Source organism: Stenotrophomonas sp. 96582_Sma (assembly GCF_056480905.1).
In genome coordinates this window covers 3234570-3251608 of record NZ_CM151122.1, presented here as the reverse complement: position 1 = coordinate 3251608, position 17039 = coordinate 3234570, and the positions used below count along the sequence as shown (strand labels likewise).

The 17039-nt window shown below is 67.2% G+C and carries 12 protein-coding genes; 8 read left to right on the top strand and 4 right to left on the bottom strand.

The window, feature by feature from the left end:
• Window positions 1–3: 3 nt before the first annotated feature.
• The 5 genes from ACZK2R_RS15160 to ACZK2R_RS15140 are packed head-to-tail and all read left to right on the top strand — an operon-like array spanning window position 4 to window position 7109.
• Window positions 4–1344, top strand: a complete 1341-nt coding sequence (locus ACZK2R_RS15160; RefSeq protein ID WP_032129771.1) for a sugar ABC transporter substrate-binding protein — start codon at window positions 4–6, stop codon at window positions 1342–1344.
• Entirely contained in the window at window positions 1341–2222 is an 882-nt protein-coding gene (locus tag ACZK2R_RS15155; RefSeq protein WP_032129770.1) for a carbohydrate ABC transporter permease, read from the top strand. Before ACZK2R_RS15160 ends, ACZK2R_RS15155 begins: the two co-directional genes overlap by 4 nt.
• A complete protein-coding gene (locus ACZK2R_RS15150; RefSeq protein WP_006378064.1) occupies window positions 2219–3055 on the top strand; it encodes a carbohydrate ABC transporter permease in 837 nt (278 codons plus the stop codon). The genes ACZK2R_RS15155 and ACZK2R_RS15150 overlap by 4 nt, the downstream gene beginning before the upstream one ends.
• A complete protein-coding gene (locus ACZK2R_RS15145; protein ID WP_125894423.1) occupies window positions 3052–6219 on the top strand; it encodes a discoidin domain-containing protein in 3168 nt (1055 codons plus the stop codon). The genes ACZK2R_RS15150 and ACZK2R_RS15145 overlap by 4 nt, the downstream gene beginning before the upstream one ends.
• A 2-nt stretch (window positions 6220–6221) precedes the next feature.
• Window positions 6222–7109, top strand: coding sequence for an endonuclease/exonuclease/phosphatase family protein (locus ACZK2R_RS15140; RefSeq protein WP_125894421.1), 888 nt, complete (start codon window positions 6222–6224; stop codon window positions 7107–7109).
• A 372-nt stretch (window positions 7110–7481) separates the two neighbouring features.
• Here ACZK2R_RS15140 and rne read toward each other — a convergent pair whose 3' ends face one another.
• A complete protein-coding gene (gene rne, locus ACZK2R_RS15135) occupies window positions 7482–10766 on the bottom strand; it encodes a ribonuclease E (protein ID WP_125894419.1) in 3285 nt (1094 codons plus the stop codon).
• Between the two features lie 407 nt (window positions 10767–11173).
• Here rne and ACZK2R_RS15130 point away from each other — a divergent pair, with 407 nt between their 5' ends.
• Window positions 11174–12148, top strand: coding sequence for an RluA family pseudouridine synthase (locus ACZK2R_RS15130; RefSeq protein WP_049401092.1), 975 nt, complete (start codon window positions 11174–11176; stop codon window positions 12146–12148).
• Window positions 12149–12690: 542 nt separating this feature from the next.
• Here the strand turns inward: ACZK2R_RS15130 and zupT are convergent.
• From zupT to ACZK2R_RS15115, 3 genes are all read right to left on the bottom strand, one after another.
• Window positions 12691–13500: a zinc transporter ZupT gene (gene zupT / locus ACZK2R_RS15125; RefSeq protein ID WP_049399991.1), complete on the bottom strand. Its 810-nt coding sequence runs from the start codon at window positions 13498–13500 to the stop codon at window positions 12691–12693.
• A 98-nt stretch (window positions 13501–13598) separates the two neighbouring features.
• Window positions 13599–14015, bottom strand: coding sequence for an energy transducer TonB (locus ACZK2R_RS15120; RefSeq protein WP_032129663.1), 417 nt, complete (start codon window positions 14013–14015; stop codon window positions 13599–13601).
• Window positions 14012–14362, bottom strand: a complete 351-nt coding sequence (locus ACZK2R_RS15115) for a 4a-hydroxytetrahydrobiopterin dehydratase (RefSeq protein ID WP_100440645.1) — start codon at window positions 14360–14362, stop codon at window positions 14012–14014. Before ACZK2R_RS15115 ends, ACZK2R_RS15120 begins: the two co-directional genes overlap by 4 nt.
• A gap of 90 nt (window positions 14363–14452) precedes the next feature.
• On the opposite strand from ACZK2R_RS15115, the gene ACZK2R_RS15110 reads away from it, so the two are divergent.
• Both ACZK2R_RS15110 and ACZK2R_RS15105 read left to right on the top strand, forming a co-directional pair.
• Window positions 14453–15052 (top strand): NfuA family Fe-S biogenesis protein, encoded by a 600-nt coding sequence (locus tag ACZK2R_RS15110; protein WP_125895477.1) that lies wholly within the window; start codon window positions 14453–14455, stop codon window positions 15050–15052.
• 10 nt (window positions 15053–15062) lie between these two features.
• The gene (locus tag ACZK2R_RS15105) at window positions 15063–16829 is read left to right on the top strand and encodes a hypothetical protein (protein ID WP_125895478.1); all 1767 of its coding nucleotides are present in this window, start codon (window positions 15063–15065) and stop codon (window positions 16827–16829) included.
• The last annotated feature ends 210 nt before the right edge of the window (window positions 16830–17039 follow it).

Below are 17039 nucleotides of genomic sequence, written 5' to 3'. Positions count from 1 at the left end.
CCGATGCCGAACTGGATCGACCGCCTGCGCCGCTGGGCGCTGCCTGCCCTGGCCGTGTTGGCCGTGGCCGGCTGCGCCCGTACCGAACCGGGCACCACCACCGTGCGCTTCTGGGCGATGGGCCGCGAAGCCGAGGTGGTCAGCGAGCTGATCCATGAATTCGAGGCCGAGAATCCGGGCATCAAGGTGGATGTGCAGAACATTCCGTGGACCGCCGCGCACGAGAAGCTGCTGACCGCGTTCGCCGCGGACGGCCTGCCGGACGTGTGCCAGCTGGGCAACACCTGGGTGCCGGAGTTCGCCGAACTGGACGCGCTGACGCCGCTGCAGCCGTTCGTGCAGCGTTCGTCCGTGGTCGACCCGAAGGACTATTTCCAGGGCATCTGGGATACCAATGTGATCCACGGCGAACTGGTAGGCGTGCCGTGGTATGTCGATACCCGCCTGATCTACTACCGCAAGGACCTGCTGGCCAAGGCCGGCTACGACCACCCGCCGCGCACCTGGCAGGAGTGGGACGAGCAGATGGCGGCGATCAAGCGCATGCAGGGCCCGAACCGCTATGCGGTGCTGATGCCGATCAACGAGTTCGAGCAGCAGCTTTCGCTGGCACTGCAGCAGCCTGATCCGTTGCTGCGCGACGACGACACCCGCGGCAATTTCGCCAGCCCGGGCTTCCGTCGCACGCTGGCCTTCTACGCCAACATGTTCGAGCAGGGCTGGGCGCCGAAGATGTCCGAGACGCAGATCTCCAACGTCTGGGATGAGTTCTTCCGCGGCTTCAACGTGTTCTACATTTCCGGCCCGTGGAACATCCGTGAGTTCAAGAAGCTGCAGCCGAAGGAACTGGAAGGGCAGTGGGGTACGGCCGCGCTGCCGGGTCCGGACGGCCCGGGCGCCGGTATTGCCGGTGGTACCAGCCTGGTGATCTTCCGCAAGTCGCAGCAGAAGGAGGCGTCGTGGAAGCTGATCGAGTTCCTGTCGCGACCCGAAATCCAGGCGCGCTTCCATTCGATCATCGGCGACCTGCCGCCGCGCCGCAGTACCTGGAACGCGCCGTCGCTGGCCAACGATCCGCTGGCCGCTGCGTTCCGTGACCAGCTGGAGCGGGTCAAGCCGACACCGAAGGTGCTTGAGTGGGAGCGCATCGTGCAGGAAATGCGCATCGTCACCGAGAAGGTGGTGCGTGGTGGCCTGGCGCAGGACAAGGCCGTGGAAGAGCTGGACCAGCGCGTGGACAAGGTGCTGGCCAAGCGCCGCTGGATGCATGAACAACAACGCCTGCAGCAGCGCGTGCCGTCGCCGCAATCGAGCAGTGCCGTGGCCGCCGGGAGCGCGCAATGAAACGTACCTCGCTTGCCGGCTGGGTTTTCGCCGGTCCCTCGCTGATCGTGCTGGGCATGTTCTTCGGCCTGCCGGTCGCCTCGGCGCTGGCGCTGAGCGTGACCGATTTCGACCTGTATGCCTTGGCCGACAGCAGCAACCTGCGCTTCGTCGGCCTCGGCAACTACATCGATCTGCTGCAGACGCCGATGTTCTGGAAGTCGCTGTGGAACACCACCTACTTCGTGTTGATCGGCGTGCCGTTGTCGATCGGCGTGTCGCTGGGCGCAGCGATGCTGCTGAATGCACCTGCCGCGCGTTTCAAGGCGCTGTTCCGCACCGCGCTGTTCGCGCCGGTGGTGACCACACTGGTGGCAGTGGCGGTGATCTGGCGCTACCTGTTCCATACCAGCTACGGCCTGGTGAACTACGGCCTGGGCCACCTGGGCATCAGCCCGATCGACTGGCTGGGTGATCCCAACTGGGCGATGCCGACCATCATGCTGTTCGCAGTATGGAAGAACTTCGGCTACAACATGGTGATCTTCCTGGCCGGCCTGCAGGCCATCCCGCATGACCTGTACGAGGCCGCCCGCATCGACGGTGCCTCGCGCTGGAAGCAGTTCCTGCACATCACCCTGCCGATGCTCGGCCCGGTGCTGCTGGTGGTCGGCGTGATCACCGTGTCCGGCTACTTCCAGCTGTTCGCCGAACCGTATGTGATGACCCGCGGCGACCCACTGCAGAGCACCGTCAGCGTGCTGTATTTCATGTTCGAGGAAGGCTTCAAGTGGTGGAACCTGGGACGCGCCTCCGCGGTGGCGTTTCTGCTGTTCCTGATCATCCTGGCGGTGACCACCGTGATGCTGCGTTTCGGCCGCAAGAGGCAGTTGGTATGAGTCGTGAAATCGGCCAGTCGCGCTGGTACCCGTGGTTGATCAATGGTGCGTTGCTGGTGCTGGCCCTGGTCAGCCTGGCACCGCTGCTGTGGATGCTCTCGGTTTCGTTCATGCCACAGGGCGAGGCGACCCATTTCCCGCCGCCGCTGCTGCCGTCCAGCATCACCACGCGCAACTACCATGAGTTGTTCGCGCGCACCGGCATGGGCGGCAACTTCGCCAACAGCCTGCTGGTGTCGGTCGGCATCACCCTGGGTTCGCTGCTGCTCAACACCATGGCCGGCTATGCCTTCGCCAAGCTGAACTTCGTCGGCCGCGAGCGCCTGTTCCAGGTGCTGATGGCGGCGCTGGTGATTCCGGCCCAGGTGGCGATGCTGCCGCTGTTCCTGTTGATGAAACAGCTCGGTCTGGTCAACAGTTTCGGCGGCGTGATCGTGCCGGCGCTGGCCAGCGTGTTCGGCATCTTCCTGGTGCGCCAGTACGCGCGTTCCATTCCTGACGAACTGCTGGAAGCGGCCCGCATCGACGGGGCAGGGGAGCTGCGGATCTTCTTCCAGATCGTGCTGCCGATGCTCAAGCCGGTGCTGGTGACCCTGGCGATCTTCACCTTCATGGGCGCATGGAACGATTTCATGTGGCCGTTGATCGTGTTGACCGACCAGGAGCACTACACTTTGCCGGTGGCGCTGGCCACCCTCTCGCGCGAGCACATCATGGACGTGGAAATGATGATGGCCGGCGCGGTGGTCACCGTGGTTCCGGTGCTGGCGCTGTTCCTGGTGCTGCAGCGGTACTACATCCAAGGTCTGTTGCTGGGGAGCGTCAAAGGATGAAGCGAGCGATCGCCGTTGGACTGGGCCTGTTGTGGACCTCCCTGGCGATCGCCGCACCACCGGCGCTGCCGGCACCGAAGGTGCTGGACGACTTCGACGACATCGCAGCCTGGAAGCTGGTGCTGTCCGACCAGGTCAGCGGATCGCTGCGACCGGTCAGCGGCGCCGGTGGTGGCCGCGCGCTGTGCCTGGACTATGACTTCCACGATGTCTCCGGTTACGTCGGCATCCGCCGCGCGCTGAACATCGACTACCCGGTCAATTACCGTTTCGGTTTCCAGCTGCGCGGTGATTCACCGGGCAACGACCTGCAGTTCAAGCTGATCGATGCCAGCGGCGACAACGTCTGGTGGGTCAATCGTCCCGGCTACAGTTTCCCCAAGGCGTGGACGCCGGTCGAGTATCGCCGTCGCCAGATCGACAAGGCGTGGGGGCCGTCTCCCGAGAAGGAGATGGCACGCAGCGCTGCGGTCGAGTTCACGATCTACAGCAAGGTCGGCGGCCGCGGCACGGTGTGCTTCGACAAGCTGACCCTGCAGGGCCTGCCAGTCCAGGATGACTCGGCGCTGGTGCCGTCGGTGATCGCCGATACCGCCACCGCGCTGCAGGACCGCATGATCGACGGCAAGAGCGATACGTTCTGGATCAGCGGTGGCGTCAAGCAGCAGACCATCAGCCTGGACCTGCACAAGAGCCGCGAGATCGGTGGTGCGGTGATCGACTGGCTGCCGAACCTGGAAGCCCGCCGCTACACCGTGCGCACCTCCGAGGATGGCCGCGACTGGCGCACCGTGCGCGAAGTCACCAGTGGTGCCGGTGGCCGCGACTGGCTGGCGCTGCCGGACACCGATGCGCGCTACGTGCGCTTCGATCTGCAGGACGGCCCGAACTGGCGCTACGGCATCCGCGACATCGCGCTCAAGCCGCTGGCCTTTGCTTCCACCCCGAACGCATTCCTGTCCTCGGTCGCCGCCGACCTGCCACGGGGCTCGCTGCCTCGTGCCTATGTGGGCGAGCAGCCGTACTGGACCCTGCTCGGCCTTGATGGTGGCCAGGAACAGGCATTGATCAGCGAGGATGGCGCACTGGAGCCGGCCAAGGGCAGCTTCAGCATCGAGCCGTTCATCCGCCTCGATGGCAAGCTTCTGGACTGGTCGAAGGTGGCCATCACCCAGTCGCTGCAGGATCACTACCTGCCGATCGCCAACGTCGACTGGGTGCATGAGAAGGTCGGCCTGGCAGTGACCAGCTTCGTGCAGGGTACGCCGGAGCGCGCGCAGCTGATCGGCCGCTACCGCCTGAGCAATCCGGACAAGGTCGCGCACGAGTACACCCTGGCGCTGGCGATCCGCCCGTGGCAGGTCAACCCGCCCACCCAGTTCCTCAACACCGTCGGTGGTTTCAGCCGCATCGATGCACTGGACGTGGGTGAGCAGCTGGTGCGGGTCAACGGTGAGCCGCGCATCTACCCGCTGCAGGTGCCGGACGCGCGCTTTGCCAGTACGTTCGACGGCAAGCTTGATGCGATGCATCTGGAAAGCGGCACGTACCCGGCGACCACAGCGGTGAAGGACAGCACCGGCATGGCGTCGGGTGCGCTGATGTACACGATCAAGCTGGAGCCCGGCCAGAGCCGTGAAGTGGCGGTGGTGCTGCCACAGACCGGTGGCTGGGCACCGCAGGCGCTGGACGTGGCCAAGGCGCAGGCGCAGGTGGCCGAGCAGTGGCGCAAGAAGCTGGGCGTGGTCTCGCTGCAGGTGCCGGCTGCGGGCCAGGCGCTGGTGGATACCCTGCGCACCGCGGTCGCGCACATGCTGATCTCGCGCGTCGGCCCACGCCTGCAGCCGGGCACGCGTTCGTATGCGCGCAGCTGGATCCGCGATGGCGCGATGATTTCCGAGGGCCTGTTGCGCATGGGCCGCAGTGATGCGGTGCGCGACTACATCAACTGGTATGCGCCGTATCAGTTCGAGAACGGCAAGGTGCCGTGCTGCGTCGATGCCCGCGGCAGCGACCCGGTGCCGGAGAACGACAGCCATGGCGAGTTGATCTACAGCATCGCCGAGTACGGGCGCTACACCGGCGACAGCACTTTCACCGAGCTGATGTGGCCGCATGTGCAGGGCGCCTACGGCTACATGGAGCAGCTGCGCGCCAGCGAGCGCACTGAGGAGAACCGCGCACGCAACCCGGCCTTCTACGGCATGATGCCGGCCTCGATCAGCCACGAAGGCTATTCGGCCAAGCCGATGCACTCGTACTGGGACAACTTCTGGGCACTGCGCGGCTACAAGGACGCGGCCCTGCTGGCGACCCAGCTGGGCAAGGTCGAGGCGATGCAGATCGCCGAATCGCGTGACCAGTTCCGTGATGACCTGCAGGCCTCGCTGCTGTCGGCGATGCAGCAGCACAACATCGACTACCTGCCGGGCTCGGCCGAGCTGGGTGACTTCGACGCGACGTCGACGACCATCGCACTGGCCCCGGGCGGCGAACAGGGCAGGTTGCCGCAGCAGGCGCTGGAGGCGACCTTCGAACGCTACTGGAACGAGTTCGTTGCCCGTCGCGACGGCAAGCGCGAGTGGAAGGACTACACCCCGTACGAGTGGCGCAACGTGGCCGCGTTCGTGCGCCTGGGCTGGCGCGATCGCGCTTGGCAGGCCACCGAGTTCTTCTTCAAGGACCGCGCACCGCAGGCCTGGAACCAGTGGGCCGAAGTAGTTTCGCGCACGCCGCGCAGGCCGTTCTTCGTCGGTGACCTGCCGCATGCCTGGGTGGCCTCGGACTTCGTGCGCTCGGCCTTGGACATGTTCGCCTACAACCGCGACATGGACGAGTCACTGGTGCTGGCCGCCGGCGTACCGACCGCGTGGCTGCAGGGCGAGGGCATCGCCGTGCAAGGCCTGCGTACGCCGCAGGGCCAGCTCAACTACCGCCTGCAGCGCAGCGACAAGCAGCTGGTGCTGGAGGTGCAGCCGGGCCTGGTGCCACCGGTGGGAGGCGTGGTGTTGCCGTGGCCATACGCCGGTGATCCGGGCGAGGCGAGTATCAACGGCGAAGCAGCCGAGTGGGTCAACAAGGAACTGCACGTGCACCAGCTGCCGGCGCGGGTTGAGATCGACGTACCGAGCGCAGTGCGCCGAGCCGAACGCAAGGGGCAGTAACGATGAAGCAACAGGGGGCAGGGGTGCGCACGTCGGTGCGTGCCCTGGGGCTGGCAATTGCATTGGCAGTGCCGAGCGCGGTGATGGCGGCCGAGCCGGCTGCCGCGAACGCGGCGCCCGACGTTGCCAGCGCAGCGGGCATGAGCATGGTCACCTTCAACCTGCATCATGACCGCGAAGACTGGCCGAGCCGGCGCCGCACCATCCTGGCCGAGCTCAAGCGCCTGCAGCCGGATGCGGTTGCCCTGCAGGAGGTGATCCAGCGCCGCGACGTGCGAAACCAGGCGCAATGGCTGGCCAGCCAACTCGGCTACAAGTACGTGTTCGTGTCCACCGATCCGGTCGGGGCACCCAAGCGCTACGGCAATGCGCTGCTGACCCGGCGGCCGATCCTCGCCCAGGGGGATCATCTGCTGCTGCCGTTGGACGACTACCGCACCGTGGCTCACCTGCGCATCGACGTCGACGGTATGCCGGTGAACGTCTACGCCACGCATCTGAACGAGCGCAGCGATGAGAGTGGGCAGCGCATCCGTCGCACCCAGGTCGAGGACCTGCTGCGCTTCATCACCACGACGTCGGCCGGTGCGCCGGTGGTGATCGCGGGCGACTTCAATGCGCTGGTGGATGCCGGCGACCTGAGCGAGCTGCGCAGCCACTACGGCGACAGCTACGGCAGCGTGCACGTCAACACCGACCTGTCCGGGGTCAGTACGCTCAACCGCCACTATTACCAGGCGCCTTCGCGGATCGACCACATCTTCTTCCAGCAGGACGAGATGGTCGCGCGTGAGGCGAAGCTGCTGTTCGACCAGCCCGATGACAGCGGACGCTGGGCCTCGGACCACTACGGCGTGTGGACCCGCCTGCAGTTCGCACCGAAGCCCTGACGGAGCAGGCTCCGGCAGGTGCCAACCTTGGTTGGCACGAACGTGTCCGCGTGCACTGAATCAACGGCGCCAACCAAGGTTGGCCTCTACCAAAGCAGTGACCGTGCGCGGGTTGTGCGCTGGTTGGCCTCCACCAAAGCAGTGACCGTGCGCGGGTTGTGCGCTGGTTGGCCTCCACCAAAGCAGTGACCGTGTGCGGGGTGTGCCCTGGTAGGTGCCAACCTCGGTTGGCGCGTGCGTGTCCACGTGCACTCAATCAACGGCGCCAACCAAGGTTGGCTTCTACCAAAGCGAAGCCAGCGCCAAACGCACACACAAAAACGGCGGGGATCATTGATCCCCGCCGTTTCGTTTCACGCGATCAAGGAGCGATCAGTTCGCCGGCGGCGTGCGCTTGGCGGCCTCTTCGTCTTCTTCATCGGTCTTGGCTTCTGCGGCCTGGGCCGCAGCGTCGGCATGGCCATCGGCGACCGGGTCGATCGACGGCGTCACCACCGCTTCGGCGACCGGGGCAGCGGCCTCGATCGGCGCGGCTTCCACCGCCACCGGAGCGACCGACTGTTCGGCGGCCACGACGGGCTCGACGACCGGCTTGGCTTCAACCACCGGCGTGGCCTCAACGGCCACCGGCTTGGCTTCAACCACCGGCGCGGCCTCAACGGCCACCGGCTTGGCTTCAACCACCGGTGCGGCCTCAACGGCCACCGGCTTGGCTTCAACCACCGGCGCAGCCTCGACCGCCGCCGGCTTCGCTTCGATCACCGGAGCGGCTTCAACCACCGGGGCGGCTTCAACCGCGACCGGCTTTGCTTCGGTCACCGGCGCGGCAGCGGCTACCGGCTGGGCCGGGGTCGCGGCGTCGATGGCATCGAGCATGCTGGTCTGCACCGGCGAGGACACCGCTTCGGTCTTCGCAGCAGCTTCGACCGGGGCCTGCACTTCAGCCACGACCGGGGCGGCGGCTTCGACCACAGCGCTGCTCACCACGGCAACCGGTGCGGCGGCAACAGCGGCGGCAGCACGGACCGGCTTTGCGGCGTCGGCAGCGGCCGGTTCGGCTTCGTCATCGAAGTCGAACTCCGGCTGCGAACGGGCCGGCTGCGCAGCAGCGACCGGCGCAGTGCCGGCAGTGCTGTCGACGCTCGGCTCGGCGCCGTCGGCGTCGTCACCGTCGTCACCATCGTCCTGGTCATCGCCCAGGGCGTCGCTGCCGGCGGCATTCTCGGCGCCACCGCGACGACGGCGACGGCCACCGCGACGGCCGCGACGACGGCGGGTCGCGCCTTCGCCGGTCTGCTCGCCATTGGCGTCGGTTGCAGCCTCTTCACCGGCAACCGCAACCACCTCGGCCTCGCTGGCGGTGTTGGCAGTCGTGTCGACCGGTGCTGCGGCTTCCGCCGGAGCGGCGGCCACCGGAGCAACCGGCGCGGTCGCTTCCTGCGCGGTCACCGCATTGGCAGCGACCGCCGTGGCGGCCACGGCTGCAGCCGCGGTCACGGCTTCGGCCGGTGCTTCTGCGGCGTTGCGCTGCGGCTTCTCGGCCGGCTTGTCACCGTCCTGCTGCGGGCGCGGCTGCTTCGGCTGCTTCAGCTTCGGCTGCTGCGGGTTCTGGCCCTGCTGCTCGTTGCGCGGCTTGTTCTGCTGCTGCGGCTGCTGCTGGCCATCCTTCTGCTGCGGCTCCTTCTGCTTGCCCTGCTGCGGCTGCTGCTGGGCATTGCCGTTGTTACCGTTGCGGCCGTCCTTGCTGCGTTGCTCACCGCGCTCCTTGCGGTTGCCGCCGTCCTTCTGCTGCTGCGCGTTGCCGTTGCCGCCGTTGCCACGGTTGTCGTCGCGACGGTCCTTGCGGTCCTTGTTGCGATCCTTGTTGCGGTCCTTGCGGCCGCCGTCCTGCTGCTGGCGGGCGACCGGAGCCGCCGGTGCCGGTGCCGGCGCCGGTTCGCCACCGAACACGCGCTTGAGCCAACCGATCACGCCGCCGCTCGGGGCCGCTGCAACCGGCGCTGCCACGACCGGGGCCGGTGCCGCTGCGGCCGGCTCCACTTCCTCGCGTACCGGGGCGGGGGAGGTGTGCTTGACCTGGGTCACCGCCGGCGGCGGGATGTTCAGCTGACCCTTGGTCAGCGCGTGCACCGGCAGCTTGCGCGGGGTGCCGCGCTGGTAGCTGGGCTTGTTGCTCTCTTCACCCAGCTCGTTCTCACGCAGGCGGGTGACGGTGTAGTGCGGGGTGTGCAGCTGCTCGTCGGCGACGATCACGATCGGCGCCTCGTGGCGCTGTTCGATCTCGCGCAGGGCGCTGCGCTTCTCGTTCAGCAGGTAATTGGCGATCTCCACCGGGGCCTGCACCAGCACCTGCCCGGTGTTCTCCTTCATCGCATGCTCTTCGGCGACGCGGATGATCGACAGCGACAGCGACTCGACGCTGCGCATGCGGCCGTGGCCGTCGCAACGCGGGCAGACGATCTGGCTCGATTCGCCCAGGCTCGGGCGCAGGCGCTGGCGGCTCATTTCCAGCAGGCCGAAGCGCGAGATGCGGCCGACCTGCACGCGCGCACGGTCGTACTTCAGCGCGTTGGCCAGGCGGTTCTCGACCTCACGCTGGTGCTTGTTGGAGGCCATGTCGATGAAATCGATCACCACCAGGCCGCCCAGGTCACGCAGGCGCAGCTGGCGGGCCACTTCCTCGGCCGCTTCCAGGTTGGTCTGGAAGGCGGTGTCCTCGATGTCGCTGCCCTTGGTGGCGCGCGAGGAGTTCACGTCGACGGCGGTCAGCGCTTCGGTCTGGTCGACCACGATCGAGCCGCCCGACGGCAGGCGCACGTTGCGCTCGTAGGCGCCTTCGATCTGCGATTCGATCTGGAAGCGGTTGAACAGCGGGATGTCGTCCTTGTAATGCTTGAGCTTGCGCAGGGTCTGCGGCATCACCTGCTGCATGAACTCGCGGGCGTGCTCGTACATCTCCTCGGTGTCCACCAGGATCTCGCCGATGTCGGCGCGCAGGTAGTCACGCAGGGCGCGCACGATCAGGCGCGATTCCTGGTAGATCAGGAACGGGGCCGGCTTGCTCAATGCGGCTTCGGCGATGGCGCGCCAGACGTTGAGCAGGTAATCCAGATCCCACTGCAGCTCTTCCGCATCGCGGCCGACGCCGGCGGTACGGATGATCACGCCCATGTCGTCGGGGATGTTCAGCTTGTCCAGGGCGTCCTTCAGGGCGGCCCGGTCTTCGCCCTCGATGCGACGGGAGACACCGCCGGCGCTGGGCGAGTTCGGCATCAGCACCATGTAGCGGCCGGCCAGCGAGATGAACGTGGTCAGGGCGGCGCCCTTGTTGCCACGCTCTTCCTTGTCGACCTGGACAACGATCTCCTGGCCTTCCTTCAGCAGTTCGCGGATGCCGGCCTTGTTGTGGTCGACACCGGCCTGGAAGTAATCGCGGGAGATTTCCTTCAGCGGCAGGAAGCCATGGCGGCCGCCACCGTATTCAACGAAGGCCGCTTCCAGCGAGGGCTCGATGCGGAAGATCCGGCCCTTGTAGATGTTGGACTTCTTCTGTTCCTTCGACGGCTGCTCGATGTCGATGTCATACAACGACTGGCCATCCACGATGGCAACACGCAGCTCTTCAGCCTGCGTGGCGTTGATCAGCATTCGCTTCATTGTTGCGTTCCTCGCAAGCGGCTACCGCGCGGAACGCCATGGGGTTTCGCCTCTGGACACGGTTCGCCGCCCATTCGCGCAAGCGCGGGGAGGGCGGCTTGGGTTTCCAGCGCTACGACACCACGGCAGGCCGCGGGAGCGCTTCACTCTTATGGGTTTTGGGGTGTTACAGGCCGCAGGCAGCTGTCAGCCAGGCTGGAGCGCCACGCGGGACATGTTCAGCACGGTTGCGTGTCAGGCATCCGGCGATGGCCGGGAAGGCCGGTGAGCCGCTAACATGGCCGCCCCGCGGGCGGTGGTCGCGCACTGTGCCGGATTCGTCGGAAGCTGGGCTTCTGGCCCTGAGTAACTTCCAACGAAATCAATCCCTTATCTCGCCCCCCGAGTGTAACAGAATAAACAGCCTGATGACTGCCCAAGACCCCACCAAACCCGCTGGCGACAAGCCTTCCGTGCGCATGATCACCGTTCCCGCCGACCGTGCCGGCCAGCGCCTGGACAACTTCCTGCTCGGCCAGCTGAAGGGTGCCCCGCGCAGCCTGGTCTACAAGCTGGTGCGCAGCGGCCAGGTACGGGTGAATGGTGGCCGCGCCAAGGCCGAACGCAAGCTCGAGGCGGGTGATGAGGTGCGTGTGCCGCCGGTCCGTCTCACCGAAGAGGGAGACAAGGCCGGTCCGCCGGAGGCGTTCATGCGCCGCCTGGAGCAGGCCATCGTCTTCGAGGATGCCCGCCTGCTGGCCCTGAACAAGCCCACTGGCGTGGCCAGCCATGGCGGCAGCGGCATCAGTTTCGGTGCCATCGAGACCCTGCGGGCCCTGCGCCCAGGCCAGACCCTCGAGCTGGTCCACCGGTTGGATCGAGACACCTCGGGCCTGCTGATCGTGGCCAAGAAGCGCTCCGCGCTGAGCGAACTGCAGGCGCTGCTGCGTGAAGATCACGGCGCCGGCATCCGCAAGCGCTACCTGACCCTGCTGGCCGGGCGCATGCCGGACGGCGTGATGACGGTCGATGCGCCGCTGCACGTGGGCCTGCGCCAGGGCGGCGAGCGCCATGTGCAGGTCAATGCGATCGGCAAGGAATCGATCAGCCACTTCCGTGTGCTGGAGCGTCGCGGTGGTCATTCCTACTGCGAAGTCCGCATCGAGACCGGCCGTACCCACCAGATCCGCGTGCATGCCCAGCATCTGGGGCATCCGGTGGCTGGAGACGACAAATACGGCGATCCTGCGGTCAACAAGCGGCTTCGTGAGCAGATCGGGCTGAAGCGTCTGTTCCTGCACGCGGCCTCGCTGGAGTTCGCGCTGGACGACGGCAAGAGCCCGTACGTGCTGAACGCGCCGCTGGCCGATGAGCTGGTCGAGGCGCTGGACCGGCTGCGCTGACGGCGGTTCGGCGGCGCCGGGTGCTTGGTCGGCGCCGTCGCTTCCCTGCGATGAGTGGGCTTGTCACTTTCTTTGCTCGTGCAAAGAAAGTAACCAAAGAAACACGCCGCCATCCGCGAGCCGGCGCTGCGCGCCGGTGCCCTGCGCTCCTCGGTCCGCCGAGGGGCGGCGCGGAACTCGCTGCGCTCAGACACCCGCGCCTCTTCACGCTCGCCGGACCTGCGGTGCTCGGCTAGGCGGACCAGACAGCCGCAGCGTAGACCCATACCCGCACGTAGCCTTTGTAGAGTCGAGCGACGCTCGACTCGCGCGCGCAGCGCGGGCTTCGCTTTCTTATTCTTTCATCGCGTGGCTGGCACGCACAGAAAAATGACGGGGCACGGGCGGGGGCGGCTTGCAGGGGTGTCCGCCGCATGGATGCGGCGGCCAAGCCTCCATGGATGGATTCACGGCGTCCCCTGCAAGCCGCCCCCGCCCGTGACCTCTCGATGCTGCGGGACGTACCAGCCACGAGGGGGCTCAGCCCGTTGGCCGCAAACCCCTCACCACTTGAACAGCACCAGGCTGATCGCCAGCGTGCCCATGCCCGCCACCAGCCCGTACACCGTTTCGTGGCCCTTGGCATAGCGCTTGGCCGCCGGCAGCAGCTCGTCCAGTGCCAGGAACACCATCACGCCGGCGATCAGCCCGAACACCCAGCCGAAGGTGGCGTGCGACAGCGACCCGGACAGCAGCCAGTAGCCCAGCGCCGCGCCTACCGGTTCGGCCAAGCCTGACAGCAGGCTGGCGCTGAATGCATACAGCTTGTTCTGGGTGGCGAAGTACACCGGCACTGCAATCGCAATGCCCTCGGGGATGTTGTGGATGGCGATGGCGAAGGCCAGTGGCATGCCCACCGACGGGCTTTCCAGCGTCGCGAAGAAGGTTGCCAACCCTTCCGGGAAGTTGTGCGCGGTGATCGCGATCGAGGTCAGCAGGGCGACGCGCTTCAGATACTCGCGGCTGTTCTCGCGGAACGCCGGGTCCTGCTTGTCCAGGCTGTCATGCGGGTTGGGGATGAAGTGGTCGATCAGCACGATCACGATCACGCCCAGCAGGAAGGCCAGAGTGCCGTAGGTGAAGCCGGTGCGCTCGCCATAGGCCAGTGCGAACGAGGCAATGGACTTGTTGAGGATCTCCGACAGCGACACATAGACCATCGCACCGCCGGCGAAGGCCAGGCCGAAGGCCAGCAGGCGCGGGTTGGGGCGGCGCGAGAACAGCACCAGCAGGCTGCCGATGGCGGTGGCCAGGCCGGCCGCGAGGGTGACCGCCAGTGCGATCCAGACATTTTCGGGGGGAATCTGCAGCATGTACCGACGCGGTCCTGGTCAACAGACAACCGCCCCGGATGAACGCGGGGCGGGGAGGGCGAGGCGGGCGTCGGCTGGCCTCGTCGGGGCGCGCGCGATCAGCCGCCGCGGCGCAGGCGTTCTTCGATGGCGAAGCACTGGTCCGGCTTCGGCTGCGGCGGGTTGAAGCTCACCGGCACCTGGATCGTGGCCGGCACCGGCTGGCCGTTGCGGGTGGCGGCATTGAACTGCCAGCCCTGCACGGCGGTCCTGGCCAGCTCGTCCAGCTGGGGGTTGCCGGCGCCGGTCAGCAGAGCCACTTCGCTCGGCTTGCCATCGGTGCCGATGGTCACCTTGAAGGTGCTGGTGCCGCCCACACCCATGCAGGCCAGCTCAAGCGGGTACTGCGGCGGCGGTGTCTTCACCGCAGCCACTTCGGTGGGCGGCGGCGGTGGTGGTGCCGCTGGTTCGGACGCGCCACAGCCGGCCAGGCCGGTCGCAGCGATCAGGGACAGGCTCAGCAAACGTACGTTCATGGCAGTTGCTCCGTCAGGGCCGAAGTCTTCGCCGCACAGATGAAGTCGTTCTCGCTCAGGCCGCCCACATCGTGGGTGGAGAAGCGCACGACCGCGCGGTCGTAGTGCACGCCCAGGTCCGGATGGTGGTCCTCGCGGTGGGCAATCCAGGCCAGCGCGTTCACGAAGGCCATGGTGGCGTAGTAATCCTTGAAGCGGAAAGTGCGCAACAGGGCCTGCCCGCCCTCGCTCAGCTCCCAGCCGGGAATCTGCGGCAGCAGTTCGGCCAGGCGGGCTTCGCCGAGCTTGTGGTCGCTGCCTTTGCGCGGCACGCAACGGGCCTGGGCCAGTGGAATCAGGTCGGCCATGGGAATCTCCACCTCGTGTTGACTGAACAATGCGCCGGACGGTGTATAAATCGAATGAGCGGCTGACGCTTACTTGGCTAGAATAGCCTGATGATCCAGATCTCCGACACTGCCCAGACCCATTTCCGCAAGTTGATCGAACGCGAGGGCGTGCCCGGCATGGGCGTGCGCCTGAGTGCCGTCGACCCTGGTACGCCGCGCGCCGATGCCAGGCTGGAATTCGCCGAACCGACCGACCTGCTCGGTGACGAGTGGGCGGTGGACTGCGATGGCTTCACCCTCTACGTCGATGCGAGCAGTGTCGGCTGGCTCGATGGCGCCGAGATCGACATCGTCGCCGGCACCGCCGGTACCCAGCAGTTGACCATCAAGGCGCCGCGCATCAAGGGTGAGGCCCCCGGCGATGCCGCTTCGCTGGTCGAGCGCGTGCACTGGGTGGTGGAAAACGAAGTCAATCCGCAGCTGGCCTCGCATGGTGGCAAGGTGGCCGTGCAGGAAGTCTCGTCCGACGGCGTGGTGCTGCTTCGCTTCGGTGGTGGCTGCCAGGGCTGTGGCATGGCCGACGTGACGCTCAAGCAGGGCATCGAGAAGACCCTGATGGGCCGTGTGCCGGGCGTGACCGCCGTGCGCGACGCGACCGACCATGACAGCGGCCACGCGCCGTATATCCCGCGCGGCAACGTCGCCTGACCGCTGACGCGTGCCTCTGACCCGGGCCGAGCAACTCATCGAACTGCTGCTGGCCCGCCAGCAGCCACGCGCCGTCCTCGAGAAGTCCACGCGCCTGCCCTATGGCTGGGCGCTGTGGCTGCGCTCGCTAGGCCCGCTGCCGCGGCCGTTCCACGCCCGCGAAGTGATTGCGGTATTGCTGCCGCGCCCGCTGCCTGGAGCGCCGGGCCAATCACCCCGGCTGTCGCCGTGGCAGGCGCTGCGCCGGTTGTTCTGGCAGGACTGGGATGCTGCGCCGCGCGATCAGCGCTGGATGCGCTGGACCTCGGCGTTGGCCAGCGCGCTGCTGCACCTGCTGTTCTTCATGCTGCTGCTGTGGGTTGCGGTGATCCGCACCACGGCACCGGAAGCAGGGGGCGCCGAAGGCGAGCGTGTGCAGGTGGAATTCGTCGGCCGCGCCTCCCAGGAGGGCGGAGGCGATCAGCCGGGTGCCGAGGCGGCTGCGGCTGCACCGGCCGGCCAGGTTGCCGCCGGCCAGGCAGCAGGGGCCGCGACTGCACCTGAGCCGCGACCTGCGGCCGCGTCGGCGCCTGCGCCTGCACCGGCTCCAGCACCGGCAGCCAGCGTGCCGTCGCCGCCGGCCGAAGCCGAGCCGGCCCCGCTTGCGGCCCCGCCACCGTCGCCGGTGCAGGCCACCGAAGTGGCGCAGGCCAGCACGGATTTCGTGGTGCCGCCGGTCAGCGTGCCGCGCACCGAGGTCAGCATCGTGCCGCGTGACACCACACCCACGGTGCGCGAGCGCAGCGTGCAGCCGGTGCAGGCGCCGCCAACCCCAACCGTGATGCGTGCGCCGCAGATCGCGGTGCGGACGCCGCAGCTGCGTGACATCCCGGTGCAGGAGCGCGAAGTCAGTACGGTCGATGCACCGGCGGTGTCGCAGCCACTGCGCACGGCCGATGTGCAGGTGCGCGTGCCGCAGCGGGACGTACAGGTGCGCGAGCGTGAAGTGCAGGCGGTGGTCGATCCGCAGGTGCGGATGGCGACCGTCGCCGGTCGTGAACCGGCAGTGCATGCGCCGGCGGGTCGTGACGTACAGGTGCGCGAGCGCGAAGTAGCCTCGGCACCGGCGGCAGCCCCTTCGTCTTCCAGTGGCAATGCACCCGCGGCAACGCCCGCGCCGGCAGCCAGTGGCAGCGCGACGCAGGCGAGCAGCAGCGCTGCGCGGCCTGCTGCATCCAGCACGACCCCGGCCCAGGCTGGAGCGCGCCCGGCCCCCAATCCGGGCAACTGGGCCACGCCCGCCAAGGGCGATGACTGGGGGGCATCGAGCCGCAACCAGGACGGCGCCGACAAGGGCGCCCGCCAGGCCAGTACCAGCGGCAAGGGCAGTGGCCTGTTCAATGCCGATGGCAGCGTCCGCGTGCCGGGCCAGGAAGGCGAGGGGCGTGCCGAGCGCGGTGCGCCAGGTGGCGCCAACGACGGCTGGAGCAAGGAACGCATCGCGCAATCGGGCACCTGGTTGAAGCGACCGCCGTACGACTACACGCCCACTTCGTTCGACAAGTACTGGGTGCCGCAGGAATCGCTGCTGGCCGAATGGGTGCGCAAGGGCGTCAAGGCGATGGAGATTCCATTGCCGGGTACCAGCACGAAGATCTCCTGCGTGATCTCGATCCTGCAGGCCGGTGGTGGCTGTGGCCTGACCAATCCGAACATGCAGGACCAGCCAGCGGTGGCACGACCGCCGCCGGACATCCCGTTCAAGAAAGAGCTGCAGGAAGATAACGGGAGCCGCTAACGGCTCCCGTTGTCCACGCATGTTTCCTTATCCCCGCGCCGTTGGCGCGCCCCCTTGAACAACAAGGGGACTTTTCGATGGACCCATCGCGGGATGTGACGGCCATGCTGGCGCGCTTTGGTAGGTGCCAACCTTGGTTGGCACAGAAGCGCCGACCAAGGTCGGCCTCTACCTGGGCGATGACCTCACGCGCTCTGCGACAGAAACATC